The sequence below is a fragment of the Helicobacter salomonis genome, assembly GCF_900197775.1.
GTDB lineage: Bacteria > Campylobacterota > Campylobacteria > Campylobacterales > Helicobacteraceae > Helicobacter > Helicobacter salomonis.
In genome coordinates, this window is the sequence record NZ_FZMA01000037.1 from 41,746 (window position 1) to 57,271 (window position 15,526).

Annotated in this window: 18 protein-coding genes; 15 read left to right on the top strand and 3 right to left on the bottom strand. The window is 46.9% G+C overall.

Annotation, left to right across the window (positions count from 1 at the left end; translation table 11 throughout):
• Positions 1 to 112: 112 nt before the first annotated feature.
• The 15 genes from C6H04_RS06015 to C6H04_RS06085 all read left to right on the top strand — a co-directional run bounded on the left by C6H04_RS06015 (position 113) and on the right by C6H04_RS06085 (position 12,910).
• The gene (locus tag C6H04_RS06015; RefSeq protein ID WP_104694928.1) at positions 113 to 841 is read left to right on the top strand and encodes a zinc ribbon domain-containing protein; all 729 of its coding nucleotides are present in this window, start codon (positions 113 to 115) and stop codon (positions 839 to 841) included.
• A complete protein-coding gene (waaA, locus tag C6H04_RS06020; protein ID WP_104732629.1) occupies positions 841 to 2,016 on the top strand; it encodes a lipid IV(A) 3-deoxy-D-manno-octulosonic acid transferase in 1,176 nt (391 codons plus the stop codon). The genes C6H04_RS06015 and waaA overlap by 1 nt, the downstream gene beginning before the upstream one ends.
• Positions 1,992 to 2,750 carry an RluA family pseudouridine synthase gene (locus C6H04_RS06025; RefSeq protein WP_104732615.1) on the top strand — a complete coding sequence of 253 codons (759 nt, stop codon included), beginning with the start codon at positions 1,992 to 1,994 and terminating at the stop codon, positions 2,748 to 2,750. The genes waaA and C6H04_RS06025 overlap by 25 nt, the downstream gene beginning before the upstream one ends.
• Complete coding sequence (gene lgt, locus C6H04_RS06030; RefSeq protein WP_104732616.1) at positions 2,734 to 3,579, top strand: prolipoprotein diacylglyceryl transferase; 846 nt, start codon at positions 2,734 to 2,736, stop codon at positions 3,577 to 3,579. Before C6H04_RS06025 ends, lgt begins: the two co-directional genes overlap by 17 nt.
• A gap of 9 nt (positions 3,580 to 3,588) precedes the next feature.
• A complete protein-coding gene (locus C6H04_RS06035; RefSeq protein WP_104694931.1) occupies positions 3,589 to 4,626 on the top strand; it encodes a flagellar basal body P-ring protein FlgI in 1,038 nt (345 codons plus the stop codon).
• Positions 4,623 to 4,928 (top strand): hypothetical protein, encoded by a 306-nt coding sequence (locus C6H04_RS06040; protein ID WP_104694932.1) that lies wholly within the window; start codon positions 4,623 to 4,625, stop codon positions 4,926 to 4,928. Before C6H04_RS06035 ends, C6H04_RS06040 begins: the two co-directional genes overlap by 4 nt.
• A gap of 5 nt (positions 4,929 to 4,933) precedes the next feature.
• Positions 4,934 to 5,968 carry a sensor histidine kinase gene (locus tag C6H04_RS06045; RefSeq protein ID WP_104694952.1) on the top strand — a complete coding sequence of 345 codons (1,035 nt, stop codon included), beginning with the start codon at positions 4,934 to 4,936 and terminating at the stop codon, positions 5,966 to 5,968.
• A 114-nt stretch (positions 5,969 to 6,082) separates the two neighbouring features.
• A complete protein-coding gene (gene pxpA / locus C6H04_RS06050; protein WP_104732617.1) occupies positions 6,083 to 6,856 on the top strand; it encodes a 5-oxoprolinase subunit PxpA in 774 nt (257 codons plus the stop codon).
• Positions 6,857 to 6,865: 9 nt separating this feature from the next.
• Positions 6,866 to 7,099, top strand: coding sequence for an acetyl-CoA carboxylase (locus C6H04_RS06055; protein ID WP_104732618.1), 234 nt, complete (start codon positions 6,866 to 6,868; stop codon positions 7,097 to 7,099).
• A gap of 3 nt (positions 7,100 to 7,102) precedes the next feature.
• On the top strand, positions 7,103 to 8,476 hold the full coding sequence (locus C6H04_RS06060) for an acetyl-CoA carboxylase biotin carboxylase subunit (RefSeq protein ID WP_104732619.1): 1,374 nt from the start codon (positions 7,103 to 7,105) through the stop codon (positions 8,474 to 8,476).
• Positions 8,466 to 9,362: a 5-oxoprolinase subunit B family protein gene (locus tag C6H04_RS06065; protein ID WP_104732620.1), complete on the top strand. Its 897-nt coding sequence runs from the start codon at positions 8,466 to 8,468 to the stop codon at positions 9,360 to 9,362. Before C6H04_RS06060 ends, C6H04_RS06065 begins: the two co-directional genes overlap by 11 nt.
• A complete protein-coding gene (locus C6H04_RS06070) occupies positions 9,359 to 10,333 on the top strand; it encodes a 5-oxoprolinase subunit C family protein (protein ID WP_104732621.1) in 975 nt (324 codons plus the stop codon). Before C6H04_RS06065 ends, C6H04_RS06070 begins: the two co-directional genes overlap by 4 nt.
• A 10-nt stretch (positions 10,334 to 10,343) precedes the next feature.
• The gene (locus tag C6H04_RS06075) at positions 10,344 to 11,666 is read left to right on the top strand and encodes a purine-cytosine permease family protein (RefSeq protein WP_104732622.1); all 1,323 of its coding nucleotides are present in this window, start codon (positions 10,344 to 10,346) and stop codon (positions 11,664 to 11,666) included.
• A 97-nt stretch (positions 11,667 to 11,763) separates the two neighbouring features.
• Positions 11,764 to 12,234, top strand: coding sequence for a hypothetical protein (locus C6H04_RS06080; protein ID WP_104732623.1), 471 nt, complete (start codon positions 11,764 to 11,766; stop codon positions 12,232 to 12,234).
• A gap of 427 nt (positions 12,235 to 12,661) precedes the next feature.
• Positions 12,662 to 12,910 (top strand): hypothetical protein, encoded by a 249-nt coding sequence (locus C6H04_RS06085; protein WP_158653001.1) that lies wholly within the window; start codon positions 12,662 to 12,664, stop codon positions 12,908 to 12,910.
• Positions 12,911 to 12,997: 87 nt separating this feature from the next.
• Here the strand turns inward: C6H04_RS06085 and C6H04_RS06090 are convergent, their stop codons facing one another.
• From C6H04_RS06090 to C6H04_RS06100, 3 genes are read right to left on the bottom strand one after another with little or no spacing between them, the layout of a single operon-like run.
• Positions 12,998 to 13,669 (bottom strand): potassium channel family protein, encoded by a 672-nt coding sequence (locus C6H04_RS06090; protein ID WP_104695745.1) that lies wholly within the window; start codon positions 13,667 to 13,669, stop codon positions 12,998 to 13,000.
• Positions 13,666 to 15,024, bottom strand: coding sequence for a TrkH family potassium uptake protein (locus tag C6H04_RS06095; protein ID WP_104695746.1), 1,359 nt, complete (start codon positions 15,022 to 15,024; stop codon positions 13,666 to 13,668). Before C6H04_RS06095 ends, C6H04_RS06090 begins: the two co-directional genes overlap by 4 nt.
• Before the next feature lie 15 nt (positions 15,025 to 15,039).
• On the bottom strand, positions 15,040 to 15,261 hold the full coding sequence (locus C6H04_RS06100; protein WP_233711872.1) for a TIGR00366 family protein: 222 nt from the start codon (positions 15,259 to 15,261) through the stop codon (positions 15,040 to 15,042).
• Positions 15,262 to 15,526 lie beyond the last annotated feature (265 nt).

Here is a 15,526-nt window from a genome sequence, read left to right on the forward strand (position 1 = left end):
GGCGTGGATTATAGCATTTAACATACCCTCACAGCTTAGTTGCTTACATGCCACAACCCTAAGCCAGAATATGTTAGAATCCCCGGTTTCAATTACATCTATAAGGCACGCTATGAATGCGCATTTGACCCAACTCATCGAGATTTCTCGTTTAGATAAAGACATTGAAGCCTTGGAGCCTCTAATTCAGGCTAAACGCGTGGATTTAGATAAAGCCCTAGCCACGAAACACAAACAACAAGCCGAATACAGCGCACTAGAAGAAGAAAAAGCTGCTCTGAAGCTCCAAGTTTCCAAAAATGAACAGACCTTGCACGAAATCAACGCTAAAATCGATAGTATTCAGAAAAAAATCGCTCAAATCAAGTCAGAACGAGAGTTGCGTTCTTTAGGCATCGAAGAAGACATTACTAAAGAGCGCGCCAACCAAGCCAATAAAGAAATTGAGCGTTTGGAAAATGAAATGGCGCATAAAAGCAAATTGCAAGATGGTTTGAGAGAAGCGTTAGAAACGCTAGAAACCCAAATCACTACCCTTGAAGAGCGGGTAGAGCAGGACACAGCCCAGATCAAGCAACGCCAACAGGAGATTTTCCATGAAAAACAAAATCTCACTCTCAAAATGGATCGCAAACTCATCGCCTTTTACGAGCGCATTAGGCGTTGGGCGGGCAATACCTGTGTAGTGAGTGTGCGCAAACAGGCATGTGGGGGGTGTTTTATCCGCATTAACGACAAGACTTACACAGAAATTTTAGGCAGTCAGGACATTTTGACCTGTCCGCATTGTGGGCGTATTCTCTATGTGGAAACCCAACCCCAACAAACAAGCGAGATCTAATTTTTTATCGCTTCTATATTGCCCTGCTTGCGCTAGTGTATTTGCTAGTCCTGCCCGTGCTTGCTTTCTTACGTTTCAAGTCCAAGTACCGCCATTCTTTGGGAGCACGCTTTTTTGCTAGGGGGTACAAGCTCACCTTTAAGCCTATGTTGTGGTTTCATGCCTGCTCTTTTGGCGAAGTCAAATCCCTAGAACCCTTGCTAGCCCTTTTCCCCAACACTCCTATTTTGCTCACCACCACCACCCAAACCGGCTACACCCTCGCGCGCAACACCTATGCCCACAGCGCTTATATACAAGTGCGCTACTTGCTTTTTGAGACCTTACTTTGGCTCTGGCGCAAAGATTTGGATCAGTTGCAATCCTTGGTAGTTACAGAAGCTGAATTGTGGCTGGGAGTCTTTGTCTTGGCTAAACAAGTGGGAGCGCAAACCTTTTTGATCAATGCACGCATTTCTAGGCGTTCTTACCCGCGTTATCACCGCTTTAGGGTGTTTTATGCCTACCTTTTTGCGCAAGTGGATCACATCTACGCTCAAAGCACACAAGATTTAGGAAAACTGCGCTCTTTAGGGGTGCGCACCGGGGCAATTTTCCCCAATCTCAAACTCTTTAACCCCCCCAAGCGCACTCATCACTACCCAAAGCCTCCTAAAACCTTGATCCTAGCGGCTAGCACCCATCCAGGTGAAGAGGCGTTGATCTTAGAGGCGTTTTTAGCCCTGCAAAGCGATGCTTTTCTTGGCCTAGTCCCGCGCCACCCTGAGCGCTTTGGGGAAGTTAAGAAAATGTTGATTCAAAAGGGCTTGATTTTTGATCTTTTCTCAGAGGGGCTTACATGGCATCATCAAGTTACCTTGATCGATGCGCTAGGGGTGCTCAATGACTTTTACGCCATCGCAGACATCGTGATTTTAGGGGGGGCTTTTGCACCCATAGGAGGGCATAATCCCCTAGAGCCCGCCTTTTTTGGGGCAAAACTCATTAGCGGTAAACATATTTTCAACCAAGAAGCTCTATTTAGCTGTGTGCGTAATTTTATCTTGGTAGAACCCCCACAACTAACTCAAACCCTTGCACAAGCCCAAAAAATCTTGCCCAGTTCTATTGAATACGGCAACCATCGCCTAGAAACATTGGCTCACATGATATGCAGAAAGCCTACAAACTCTTAAGTGCCCAATTAGGCATCTCTCACAAGCAAGCCAAGAATTTAATCGATTTAGGCAGAGTGCGCGCACACAACAAGCCCTTAAAGTTAGCTAGAACTCTGCTTCCCTTGACAGCGCGTTTTGAGGTGTTAGAGCGCGTGGAATCTAGCATTCTCTACCAAAATGACACACTCTTAGCTCTTTGTAAAAGCGCGGGGGTGGATAGCTATACGCTGCAACGCGATCACGCCCCCTACCAACTCTTGCACCGCTTAGACAAGCCCACTAGCGGGGTTCTTTTATTGGGGTGTGCCCCATTTTATACCCGCGCATTAGAAGCGTTTAAACAAAGACGCGTTTATAAAGAATACTGCGCACTGGTGGAGGGCATTATCCATAAGGGGCAAACCTTGCGCATGCCCTTAAGGGTGCAAAAAAGCCATGCACATGTGGATAAGGGTTTTGTCAAAAGTGTGTGTGATCCCAAGGGCAAAGAGGCGATCACGCACATCACCCCCTTAAAACACTATCCCCACTACACTCTTTTAAAAGTGGTGATTGAAACCGGGGTAACCCATCAAATCCGCGCGCATTTGAGTGCGATCAAGCACCCCATTGTGGGAGATACTCTCTATGGGGCAAAACCCAATATGTATCTCTTTTTACACGCTAAAAGAGTAAAACTCTTGGGTTATGACCTACAAGCCCCCACCCCGCCCTATTTTGATTTAGGAGAGGATTTTGAGTTTTTGGAATGAAATTTACAGCCACTTTAGCCCCATTGCCTTTTCTCTCTTTGGCTTAAATGTGCATTGGTACGGATTAGCCTATGTGAGTGCGCTCCTTGTCGCCTTTTTTGTCGCACTCAGCGCGATCAAGCGCGACCCGCAGCGTTTTCCCATTTCTAAAGCCCTATTTGAGAGCTACTTTTTGTATGTGGAATTGGGCGTGATCTTGGGTGCGCGCTTGGGTTATATTCTCATCTACGATCCCAACACCCTTTACTATCTCAAAGCCCCATGGCAGATTTTCAATCCCTTTTACAATGGGGAATTTGTAGGCATTCGAGGGATGAGCTACCATGGCGGGCTGGTAGGCTTTTTGGTGGCCTCTGTGCTGTTTAGCGTGATTAAAAAGCAAAACTTTTTAATCTATTTGGATTTGATTGCGATTTCTTTGCCCTTAGGCTATGTCTTTGGACGCATAGGCAATTTTTTAAACCAAGAATTAGTGGGTCGTGTAGTGCCTAGTAGCGATGTGTGGGGGCAAAAAATAGGAATCCTAGTAGATGGGGTCTTGCGCTATCCTAGCCAACTCATTGAAGCGTTTTTAGAGGGTCTAGTGCTTTTTATCGTGGTGTGGGTGGCTAAAGCCTTTGTGCGCACTCCGGGCATGCTGATGGTGGTCTATGGTTTGGGGTATGCATGTGCGCGTTTTATCTGCGAATACTGGAGAGAGGCAGACGCGCAACTGGGGTATTATTTTTGGCACTTGAGCATGGGACAGATTTTAAGCTTGGCGATGGTAGGGGTTTCTCTAGGTCTGTGGGGCTATATTGCCAAGCGCGGATTAAAAAAGTTTAGCTAGAATGCGCGCATGGGAAGTTTAAGCAAATTCTTAGCTCTATGTCTGTGCGTGGTGGGTCTGCATGCCGAAAAGATCGAGGACATCGCCAATATCGTGGGTGTGCGCGATAACCAACTGGTGGGCTATGGACTGGTGATTGGGCTCAATGGCACGGGGGATAAATCCGGCTCTAAATTCACCATGCAATCTATTGCCAATATGCTAGAAAGTGTCAATGTGAAAGTGTCTCCCCAAGACATCAAGTCTAAGAATGTTGCCGCCGTCATGATCACCGCTAGCTTGCCTTCTTTTGCACGGCAGGGCGATAAAATCGATGTGCAAATCTCTTCAATTGGGGATGCTAAATCCATCGACCATGGGGTGTTGGTGATGACCCCCTTAAGCGCAATTGATGGGAATATCTACGCCATCGCGCAAGGGAGCGTGAGTTTAGGCAATTCGGCTAATCTACTCTCGGGCACAATCATCAATGGCGCAACCATTGAGCGCGAGGTTAGTTACGATCTCTTGCATAAAAATGGTATGACACTCAGTCTTAAAAAACCTAATTTTAAAAACGCGATCAAAATCCAAGAGGCTCTAAATCATGTCTTTAAAGACGCAGTCGCCCTAGCCATCGATCCCAAGACGATCAAGCTCAAAAAACCAGACAACCTAACTATGGTAGAGTTTTTGGCACTGATCCAAGAGATCAATATTGACTACAGCCACGCCAATAAGATTATCATTGATGAAAAGTCGGGCACCGTGGTAGCGGGTGTGGATATTGTGGTGCACCCGGTGGTAGTAACTAGTGGGGATGTAACCATTAAGATCACCCAAGAACTCTTAGAGCCCAAGAAGGGCAAGGCCAAAAAGGATATCCAAAAGCTGGACGCACAGACCATGTTTGACACCAAGGAGAATATCTTAAGCTCCCAAAAGGCAACCATTGCCAGTGTGGTTAAGGCGTTGCAAAAGATCGGGGTGAGCCCTAAGGGCATTGTTTCTATCTTGGAGGCAATGAAAAAAGGGGGAGCGATCAGCGCAGAAATGGAGGTCATATGATTAAGAATAATGTAGATATTTACAACCAGTATTTAGCCAATAAGCTCGATGCTAAAAATCTTAAGGGTGATGATACCAAACTCAAAGAGCAAACCAATGCCTTTGAATCCTTGCTCTTGAAGTTCATGCTCGACACCGCGCTTAAATTAGACAACCCACTCTATCCCAAGCAACCCGGGAGTGAGATTTACCAATCCATGTTTAAGGAGTCTCTCTCTGACCAACTCAGTGGGCATTTTGGCTATAGCGAGCTCTTGTTCAACTTTCTGAAAGCCCAAGAGGAAGCCAAGAAAAAGAGTTAGTGCGCATGGAGAAACCATCAGATTCAGAAGGGATTTTACACAAGATCGGGGATCGCCAAGAGCTTTTAGCCTTGCTCAACGAATTTATCTTGCAAAGCTACAAGGTAGAAAAAGAGTTTAAGGACTACAAAGCCCTTTACGAGTGGGTGATTGAGATTTTGCCCCAAGCCATTTGGGTGCTCAATGAGAACAAGAGTTTCTTTTATAAAAATAGCAAAGCCCTAGAAAACCAAAGCATTTTTGAAAAGGCGCGTGCGCAAGGCTTTAATAGCGAGATCGAGCACGAGGGCAAGAACTATTTATTTCAGCATAACAAAATACAGGGTAAGGAAATCATCACCGCCACAGACATTACCAAGCAGAAACGCCAAGAACGCCTAGTTTCTATGGGTAAAATCTCCGCCCACCTAGCCCATGAGATTCGCAACCCCGTAGGTTCGATCTCACTTCTCACTTCTGTTTTACTTAAAAAGGTGGACGAAAAGACCAAACCTATTGTGTTTGAATTGCAAAAGGCGTTATGGCGCGTGGAGCGTATCATCAAGGCGACCTTGCTCTTTTCTAAGGGGGTGCATGCCAATAAAATCGTGCAGAGTTTATCCCTGTTGGAAGATGAGATCAAGGACGCGCTCAACCAATACACCTACACTAAGGACATCACGCTCAAGACAGACATCGCGCCCATTAGCGCACGCTACGATCTAAGTTTGCTCAGTATTGCCCTGCAGAACTTCTTGTATAACGCCATTGATGCGATTGAAGAGGGGCATTTAGAAGAGGGGCAAATTGAAGTAGCCATCTTTGAAGAGGGGGAGTGGGTGGTGTGCCACATTAAGGACGATGGGAAAGAAATCATCGACAAAGAAGTGCTCTTTGAGCCCTTTGAAACCACCAAATTAAAGGGCAATGGGCTAGGCTTAGCACTCTCTTTACAGGTGGTGGAGGCGCATGGGGGCAAGATCACGCTCTTAGACACACCAGATAAAACCTTTGAAATCCGCATTTTGAGGGATTTGGAAGACACGACGCTCGCTCCCTAGACATTGACGCGTCTTAGTTTCTATTCTACCCAGATAAATTTGTGACTCTTAGGCAAGCTTTGGGGTAGTTAGCCTTCTCATGCCATACTTTTCAATGTAATTCAAAGGAGAACCATGAAAAAACACATAGATTTAAATAGCGACATGGGGGAATGTTTTGGCCCATGGATTATTGGAGATGGCGTAGATGATGAGATTATGAAGCTCATCAGCAGTTGCAATATTGCCGCTGGCTTTCATGCTAGCGATCCCAATATCATGCGCCATAGCGTGCAAAACGCCCTAGAACAAGGGGTAGAGATTGGGGTGCACCCGGGCTTTAGAGACTTGGTGGGCTTTGGGCGCAGGCATATTGTGGCTAATCCGACCGAATTAACTAATGATTGTCTCTACCAGCTAGGCGCGTTGCGCGAGTTTGTGCATTTCCTAGGGGGTAAATTGCACCACTTCAAGCCCCATGGGAGTTTGTATATCCACGCCAGCAAGGATCGCGCCTTTTCTGAAGAACTCATCAGCACTTTGCATAAGATTGACCCCAGCCTGCCCCTTTATTGCATGGAAAACACGATCACGCATGAAGTGGCAAAGGAGCTCAAACACCCCTTTGTGCGCGAATTTTATGGGGATCGCGATTATGGCGATGATGGGCAGTTGGTAATGGTGCGCCGCGCACGTGCTTACACGCCTGAGGAAGTTGCTAATAAGGTCTTGCAAGCCTGCAAAGAGGGCATAGTCAAAACGGTAACCGGTAAGGTCATTGAGGTAGATTTTGACTCGGTGTGTATCCACAGCGATACCCCCGGGGCCCTCTCTTTGTTGCAAGCCACGCGCACGCTCTTAGAAGAGCATGGCATTAAAATTCAAAAACCCACCATTCACCACCCTTAAGGAGAACCTATGCACGAAGTTGTTAGCCCCATCCCCGGAACCTTTTATCGCAAACCCAACCCGGATGCCGCTCCCTTTGTAGAGGTGGGCTCTGAAGTCAATGAAGACACCACCCTTTGCCTAGTAGAGGTGATGAAAACTTTCAATGAGATCAAGGCCGGAGCTAAAGGCAAGATCACAGAAATTAGGGCGGAGAATGAACAATTTGTCAACCCGGGCGATGTGCTCTTTGTGGTGGAGTAGACGATGCTAAAACGCCCCTTAAAAATCCAAAAGGTTTTGGTGGCTAATCGCGGAGAGATCGCGGTACGCATTATCCAAGCCGCCCATGAGCTCAACATGAAAGCTGTGGCGATCTACACAGACGCAGACGCGGGCAACTTGGCTTGCCAGTTGGCCGATGAGTCTTACCGAGTGGGAGAAAATCTCGCCCATAAAAGCTACCTTAATATTGATAATGTGCTCGAAGTTGCCAAACAAGCACAAGTAGATGCCATCCACCCGGGCTATGGTTTTTTAAGCGAGAACGCCCAATTTGCCAGACGCGTCGAGGAAGCGGGGATCATTTTTGTAGGACCTTCAAGCGAGCTCATCGCTACAATGGGGGATAAGGCTAAAGCCCTGCAACAGGCTAAAAAAAGCCAAGTGCCCACCATGCCTAGTAGTCCCGTGTTAGAAAACCTAGATCAAGCCCTAGAGGAGGCGCGCCAAATTGGCTATCCTTTGCTCATTAAGGCGATTGCCGGGGGTGGAGGCAAGGGGATTAGGCTAGTGAATGATGAAACCCAGCTTAAAACCCAGTTTGAGATCGCCACGGCTGAGGCGCGCGCCGCCTTTGGCAATGGGGGGGTGTATTTGGAAAAATATCTAGCAAGAGCCAAACACATCGAAGTGCAGGTGCTAGGCGATGGAAAAGATGTGATCCATCTTTACGATCGCGAGTGTTCTTTGCAGCGGCGCAGGCAAAAAATCTTAGAAGAAGCCCCCAGCCCCAGCTTAGATTCTCAGACTAGGGAGGCTTTGTGCGCGTGCGCGGTGCGCATGGCTGGCGATGTGGGTTATAAGGGTGCAGGGACTTTGGAGTTTCTCTATGACACGCAAAGCAAGGGTTTTTATTTCTTAGAGATGAATACGCGTATTCAGGTCGAACACGGCATTACAGAAATGGTAACCGGGATTGACATCGTGCGCCAAATGTTGCGCATTGCCGATGGGCAGGCTTTGCACTACCAACAAAAGGACATTTCTTTACGCGGGCATTCTGTGGAGGTTAGAATCAACGCTGAAGACCCTGAGAATAATTTTTTCCCCAGCCCCGGAGAGATCACTAAATTACAATGCCCCACCGGTTTGGGCGTGCGCTTGGATAGCATGCTCTTTAGCGGGCGCACCATTCCCCCCTTCTACGACTCGCTCATTGCTAAACTCATTGTCTACGATCGAAGCCGTCCCTTAGCCCTTAACAAACTCAAAAGAGCCCTAAACGAGCTCAAAATTGAGGGCGTGAAAACCACTATCGGGCTTTTTAAGGAGCTTTTGAGAAACCCCCATATCCAACAGGGCGATTATGACATCAACTTTTTAGAAAACTACCAACAGGAGGCTAAAAATGGCGTTTAGATATAGCTTTGGGGGGGACACCTTTTTATTTGTGGAGGTGAGCGAAGAGGGGATGTCTTTAGAGGCGTTTTTTTTGGCGATGGCGATTTGCAACCGCCTGAGGGAAATGCGAGTGGAGGGCATTAGCGAGATTTGCCCGGCTAACGCGTCCTACATGATCGCCTTTAATCCGGACATCTTACCCCACACCAAGGCCCTAGAGATTTTAAAATCTTTAGAAAAAGAAGTCGTGGGGGCGCGCACAGAAATTCAAACCCGCTTGATTGAAATGCCCGTTTTTTACAATGACCCCTATACCCATGAGTGCCAAATGCGCTTCCGCAATAACCACCAGTGCAGAGAGCCCGGCTCCACCTTAGACCCCAATATCACCGACATTGAATACGCCCGCCAAATCAATGGCTATGAGAGTGTGGAAGCCTTCATTCAAGCCCACTCTGAGAGCCCTTGGTTTGTGAGCATGATCGGCTTTGTGGCGGGCTTACCTTGGCTTTATCAACTTGTAGAACGCAAAGCTCAGATCGAAGTGCCCAAATACGCGATTGCGCGCATCGACACGCCCGCCCTCACCATCGGGCATGGGGGGTGTTTTGGGTGTATTTATGCCGTGCGCGGGGGTGGGGGCTATCAGATGATGGGTATCACACCCGCGCCCGTGTGGGACCCGGAGCAAAGATTGCCCTATTTCAAAGAGAGCATGGTGTTTTTAAACCCCGGGGACATCATCAAATTCACCCCCTGCACGCAAGCAGAGTATGATAAATATGTCAAAGAGGTAGAGGCGGGCACTTTTAATCTCAAAATCCGCCCCACGCGCTTTTCTCTGCAAGAGTGGCAAAGCAACCCCAAAGCCTATAACCAAAAAATCTTGGAGGTGTTAGCATGAGCTCTTTTAAAGTGATCAAGCCGGGCATTGCCACTTATGTAGAGGATTTGGGGCGTTATGGCTACTACCATTTGGGCATTCCCCCCGGGGGCGCGCTCGATCAAGCCTCTTTCATCGCGGCGAATGTCTTGGTGGGCAATGATAAAAACGCTGCCGCCCTAGAGGTAGCCTTGATGGCACCCGAATTAGAATTTGAAAAGGAAACCTATATCGCGGTTACGGGCGCACACACCACCCCTCTTGTCAATGGGCAAGAAATGCCCAGCAATGCCGCGCTCAAAGTTCCAGCCGGGGGCAAACTTAGTTTTAGCTACTTAAAGAAGGGTGCGCGCGCTTATATCGCTATAGCCGGAGGGATAGATGTGCCCGTGGTGATGGGTTCGCGATCCACCTATCCGCTAGGGAGCATTGGGGGTTTTAAGGGGCGCAAATTAGAAGAGGGCGATGTATTGCCCATTGGCACGCCCACGGGCAAACCCAGCCAAAAGATCCTAGACCCAGAATTTCATCTACACTTAGAAGAAGTGGAGTTTTTGCACGTGATCTTAGGACTACAAGATTATAAGCTCACAGAGCAGAGCCTGCACAATCTATTTAATGATGTCTATGTCGTCTCTACCCAAGCAGACAGACTGGGCTATCGCTTTAAAAATGGGCAGAAATTCACTTATAAAGATTTGCCCCAGCCCTTTGGCGCGGGCTCCAATCCGAGCAATATCCCCGATGCCTGCTACCCAGTGGGCTCGATGCAAGCCCCCGGGGGCAATGAACCCATTGTCTTGCAAAGGGATGCGCCCAGTGGGGGCGGATTTGCGATGTATTGCACGGTAATTAGTTGTGATCTAGATCGCCTAGGGCAGTTTGCGCCCAATCAAAAAGTGCGCTTTAAACAAGTGGATATGCAACAAGCCCTAGTGGCGCGCAAAGCCTATCAAGACAAGATTAAAAAGATGATCGCCAGTTTAAGCTAAAGGAGATGCCATGCCAACGCACCACGAGGACCTAGCACACAAGCATACGCAGGACGAATCTACTTCGGTGGTTACGCAGGAGAGAAAAGCCTCACGGGGTTCTTTGATGATGTCTTGGTGGGGGGTTTGTTCGGCTTTGTTTTATGTGGTGGTGGGGGTGGCGATGGCACAAGCCTATGGCACAAAAAACGCCCTTATCGGGTTGCTTATCACCGTGGTGGCCTATTCTCTCATCAACGCGTTCATCTCTGGCTATGCGGCTAAGAGCGGTCTCTCTGTCGCCCTATTTTCACGCGTGCTCTTTGGGAGTAAGGGGGCTGCCCTAGCCACCTTGATTTTCTTTGCTACTGCTATTTATTACGCCGTTTTTGAGGGGTATGTGATCGCGCTAGCAGCCACGCATAAATTCCCCGCTCTGCCCCACTGGGGGGCGTGTTTGATCATCGTGGCTTTTTCCGTGCCCTTGATCTTTGGCTCGGTGCAACACTGGTTAGACAAATTTAACGGGGTGCTCTTACCCCTGTATCTCTTAGGGCTAGTGGCTTCTGTTATCTATGCGACTAGCACCTATGGTTATAATGAGGCGTGGTTACACATGGGACCTAAAAACGCGCCCCCCTATGGCTGGTGGCATGTGGCGGTGTATTACATGGGGGTGTGGGTGCTAATGATGTATACCTTTGACTTCGCGCGTTTTGGCAAAAAAGAAGATGTCAAATTCCACGCCTTTATCACCTTTGGCGCGCCCTTTTACTTAGTCGCCTTTGTGCTCTCGGCATTGGTGGGTATTTACTTAGTGAGCACCATGCCTAAATTAGCCACTTCAGAGTCCGCAGTTGCCTTTGCCTTCATTGAATTGTTAGGTATCTTTGGTTTGCTCTTTGTGATCATCACCCAAGCGCGCATCAACACGGCTAATTACTTCTTGGGCGCGACCAACATGCAAGCCTTTTTTAAAGAAGTGCTAGGTCTTGATCTCTCTAAATATGTTTGGGCTATCTTGGTGGGAGTAGCGGTGTTTTTGCTCATGTTAGTGGATATGTTTGCCTATTTGCTCAGTGCCCTAGCCTATCAGGGTATCTTTGTGGTGGCGTGGGTGGCGATCGCTTTGGTGCATATTTTAAGCGCGCCCAATTACGAACAAGATGTGCGCAATGCCCTAAGCGCGCCTGCCTTCAAGGCAGCTGGGCTGGTGGCGTGGTTTGGAGCGAGCGGGGTGGGCATTTTAGTTTACCATGGAGTGCTAGTTTCTAAAGATTTGGGCGCAAACTGGTATGCTACAGCTACTTTTGTGAGCGCGTGCGTGCTGTATCTTTTCTTAAGGCGGCGTTGACAACTATTTTAGCTTTTCTAATGCCATGACTTCGCGCTTTTAAAGCTGTGGGGCGGTGGCTTTTATTGTATAATGGGCGTTTCTATGAGGAGGCACGATGAAACTAGCTAAGTTTGCGTTAATTTGTGATGGGGAGAGGATCACCAGCCTAGAACAGCTCAAAGATCATTTTAATCTCTTAGATGTGCTGGAGCATTACAAAACTAACACCCTATGGCGTTGGCTTAGGTCGCGCGGTTATCAAAATGAATTGACGGGTATCGAGGCGATCACAGCCACACAGGATACAGAGATTCTAAGCGCGCTGTGTCAGGTGTTTGGGATAGAGGCGGATCGACAGATGATTCAAGAGGTGTTGGAAAACCAAGAACGCATGCAAGAAAAGGAAGTTTTAAAGGCAGAGATTAAAACACTTAAGGCACAGGTTAAAGCCTTGCAATCACCCCCTCCCCCCAGCAATCCCAGCCTAGAGGAAAGATTAAAAACTTACAACTTTCTTAAAGAAAGGCTTTTTGACGCCAAAGGTCTATTGACATACTCTCCCATAACTAAAGTTAGGGGATTCTAACTTTAGTGGAGATCGCGGCTTCAAGCAGGACAGCTCCGTTTGGAGTCTTACGTTCCCTATTCCAAAGGTTGATGCCCCAACCCCAAGGGTATTACCCCTTGATTGCACAAATATTAGCACAGCCATGCTGGTGCTAGCCAACTATCCCCATAGCTAAAGCTAGGGGCTTTACGGCGTGGCTGGTAACTGGCAAGGCAATCTTAAAAGAATTACTTAAAAGTTACGCAGATTTGTTAGAACAAGACAAAAATGAGATAGCAGACCATCTGGGCTTGCTCACCACAAAGAAGAATTGCGACAAAAAAGCCTTTAGGGCTTTGTTATTTTACTTTCTCACTAGCCCAATTTTTAAGATGAGATTGCAGAGGTGTGGGTAGAGAAGTTAAAAATAATGGGGTTCTTAGAAGATGTAGCCGAGCTGCTAGGTATGGACCAGTACGAAGAAATTCAGGAGATCACTTTGGATTTTACCACCTTACGCACAAAAGCCCACGACTTTGGCAAGATTGTTTGTTTTGAGCTACTAGATCTTGGGATAGAGCTTGTGGATAAAAATGACCGTCCACTTAAATGCATCAAAAACTGCTTATTTATCGCTAATACCTTAAAAATTTCGAGCAACAATAACTACTATTCTGGGGAAGGCAAATTGCATTACCTAGAACTCAATATTTAAAGAACTCCCAGCCCACCAACTCCAACAACGCACAGAAACCCCGCACCCCAAAGCCCCTTTATCTATGGGGAGCTAGTCAAATCATGTTTACTTGTTAAACTTTGCGACTTCTTTGCTAGCCATGAAAGTTTCAATCTCTTTGGTGTGTCCAAAGAGCAAGAGAATGTCAGCGTTTTGCAAGATAAGAGAGACATGAATGTCGTATTCCCACTTGTTCTCACGCTTGAGCGCTATGATTTTCAAATCTGCTTTAAAGAGATTCAAAAAGTCCTGCGCGGCCATGCTTGCATGCGCTGAGCCGATAGTTAGGCGCACGATTTTCATGCTATTGGTGATATCGATCACCTCTAAATTAGGGTTGAAAGAAAATCCTTTAACCAATCGCTTTGCCGCATCACGCTCTGGATAAATCACGCGATCCGTGCCAATCTTGGATAAAATTTTGCCATGGATGAGAGTGGACGCTTTGGCAATCACTTCCCTAACTCCGATTTCCTTGAGTGCCATCACACTTAGAATAGAAGCCTCTACTTTCTGCCCGATACTTACAATTGCCGTATCCACTTCTGCAATCCCAATGTCCTTTAGGGCGTTGATATCAGTTGTATCAATGATAAAGAGATTATCGCACACGCCCCTAAAGGCATTAATCGTGTCTTCATTGATGTCTAATGCGATCACTTGTTCGCCATTTTCCACTAAACCGCGTGCCACATGGGAGCCAAATTTCCCCAATCCCAACACTGCATAAGTTTTCATAAAATCACTCCTTCTTCTGGGTATTTAATACTGTGTGCCTTACTTTTGCGCACCAAAGCCATGCTAAAAACCAAAACCCCCACCCTCCCCATAAACATCAAAACAATCAAATAGAGTTTACCAAAATGGCTAAAAGTGGCTGCAAAGGACAGATTGCCCCCATCGCCCGTGCTCGCCCCCACTGTGCCAAAGGCTGAACAAATTTCAAATAGTAAACGCAAGAAATGCTTGTTTTGTGTGTCATCTGTCGCACTCAAGATCATCGCGGAAATGATAATATAAAACATGGTAATGATGAAAATCAAGAAGGATTTTTTGAGAATGGATTCAGGAATCGTGCGTTGAAAAAGCACCACTTCTTTATCTTTGAGAGTGCAGTAGGCATAAAAGAGAAGCAAAGTTACTGTGGTGATTTTAATACCCCCGGCCGTGCTACCAGGAGCTGCCCCAATCACCATTAACAAAGAGGAGAAAAACAGACTCTGGTCGTGCAAACTTGCCATGTCAATGGTGTTAAACCCTGCTGTGCGTAAATTCACCGAAATAAAAAAGGTGCTCATAAATTTATGAAACCAATCCAAATGCCCCATACTTTTAGGATTATCCCATTCAAAAAGCAAGATCACGATCACGCCTAGCACAATACAGATTGCCGTAGCGATGAGCACAATACGGCTATGCACACTCAAGCGCGCGTTGTAGCGGTAATTGTAGCACTCACTGAGCACCAAGAATCCCAATCCGCCCAAGATAATGAGGATACAAATTGTGAGATTCACCACTACATCATCGCGGTAATCCACGAGGTTAAATTCAAAAATACTAAACCCCGCGTTATTGAACGCCGAAATGGCATGAAAAATCCCCGCCCACAATGCTTGCTTAAAGGGCATGTAAGAGAGAAAGTTTAGGGTCAAAATCAAAGCCCCGATGCTTTCAATAGCAAGAGTAAATAATAAGATTTTCTTAAGATACTTGATGATGCCTTGCAAATTTGGGTAATCTAGGGTTTCTTTAAGCAAGACGCGATTTTTAAAATCCAGCTTTTTACCAATGAGAAGAAACAACAGACCTGCTAGACCCATGTAGCCAAGCCCCCCTGCTTGGATCAAAGCCATGATGACGGCCTGCCCGTAAATGCTAAAATCCACAGCGGGGTTGGCACTGATGAGGCCCGTTAAGCACACAGCCGAGGCTGTGGTGAAGAAGAGGTCAATGAAAGCGATGGGTTTAGTGCGCATAGGCTCAAAACTGAGCAATAATGCTCCTAAAAGTGCCAAGAGCACATAACTGATCACAATTGTGCTAAAAGTTTTATTGACAGATTCTGCCTTATTGAGGAAACTATCACTCAAACCTAAACCTTTAAGTTAAGAGATAAAACAGAGCGCGCTCGCCACACCCGCGGCCACACTCATGTTCGTTACAGCTGGGCGTACTTCCAAAGCCACCCCGCCAGGGATGAGCACAGGACCTTGCACGGCAAATTGCCCACCCCCACTGAGAATAAAAATGTTAAGCAAACCCGCAGAAAAGTAGCTCAACAAGGGCGAAGGCGAATAGTTTTGCAAAAATAGGACAAAAGAACGCATGCCAATCCTTTTATTCCTAAAGTATAGCCAAAACTGCTGACCCATTAAAAATAGAAAACTCGCGATGATTTGACACGAGGATTTCTGATGTCTCCCTCTTACAAAGCGGACTCCCAGGCTTTTTTATGATCTCCATCTAGGTTAGAGGGCTTGCTCTTTGCTCTAAAATACACGCTATTGTAAATGCTATACCCAACATTTTCTTAAATGCCCTCCTTATAAAGGAATGAAAGACAGACAAGCCGAATCTTACAAGTCGCGTAAA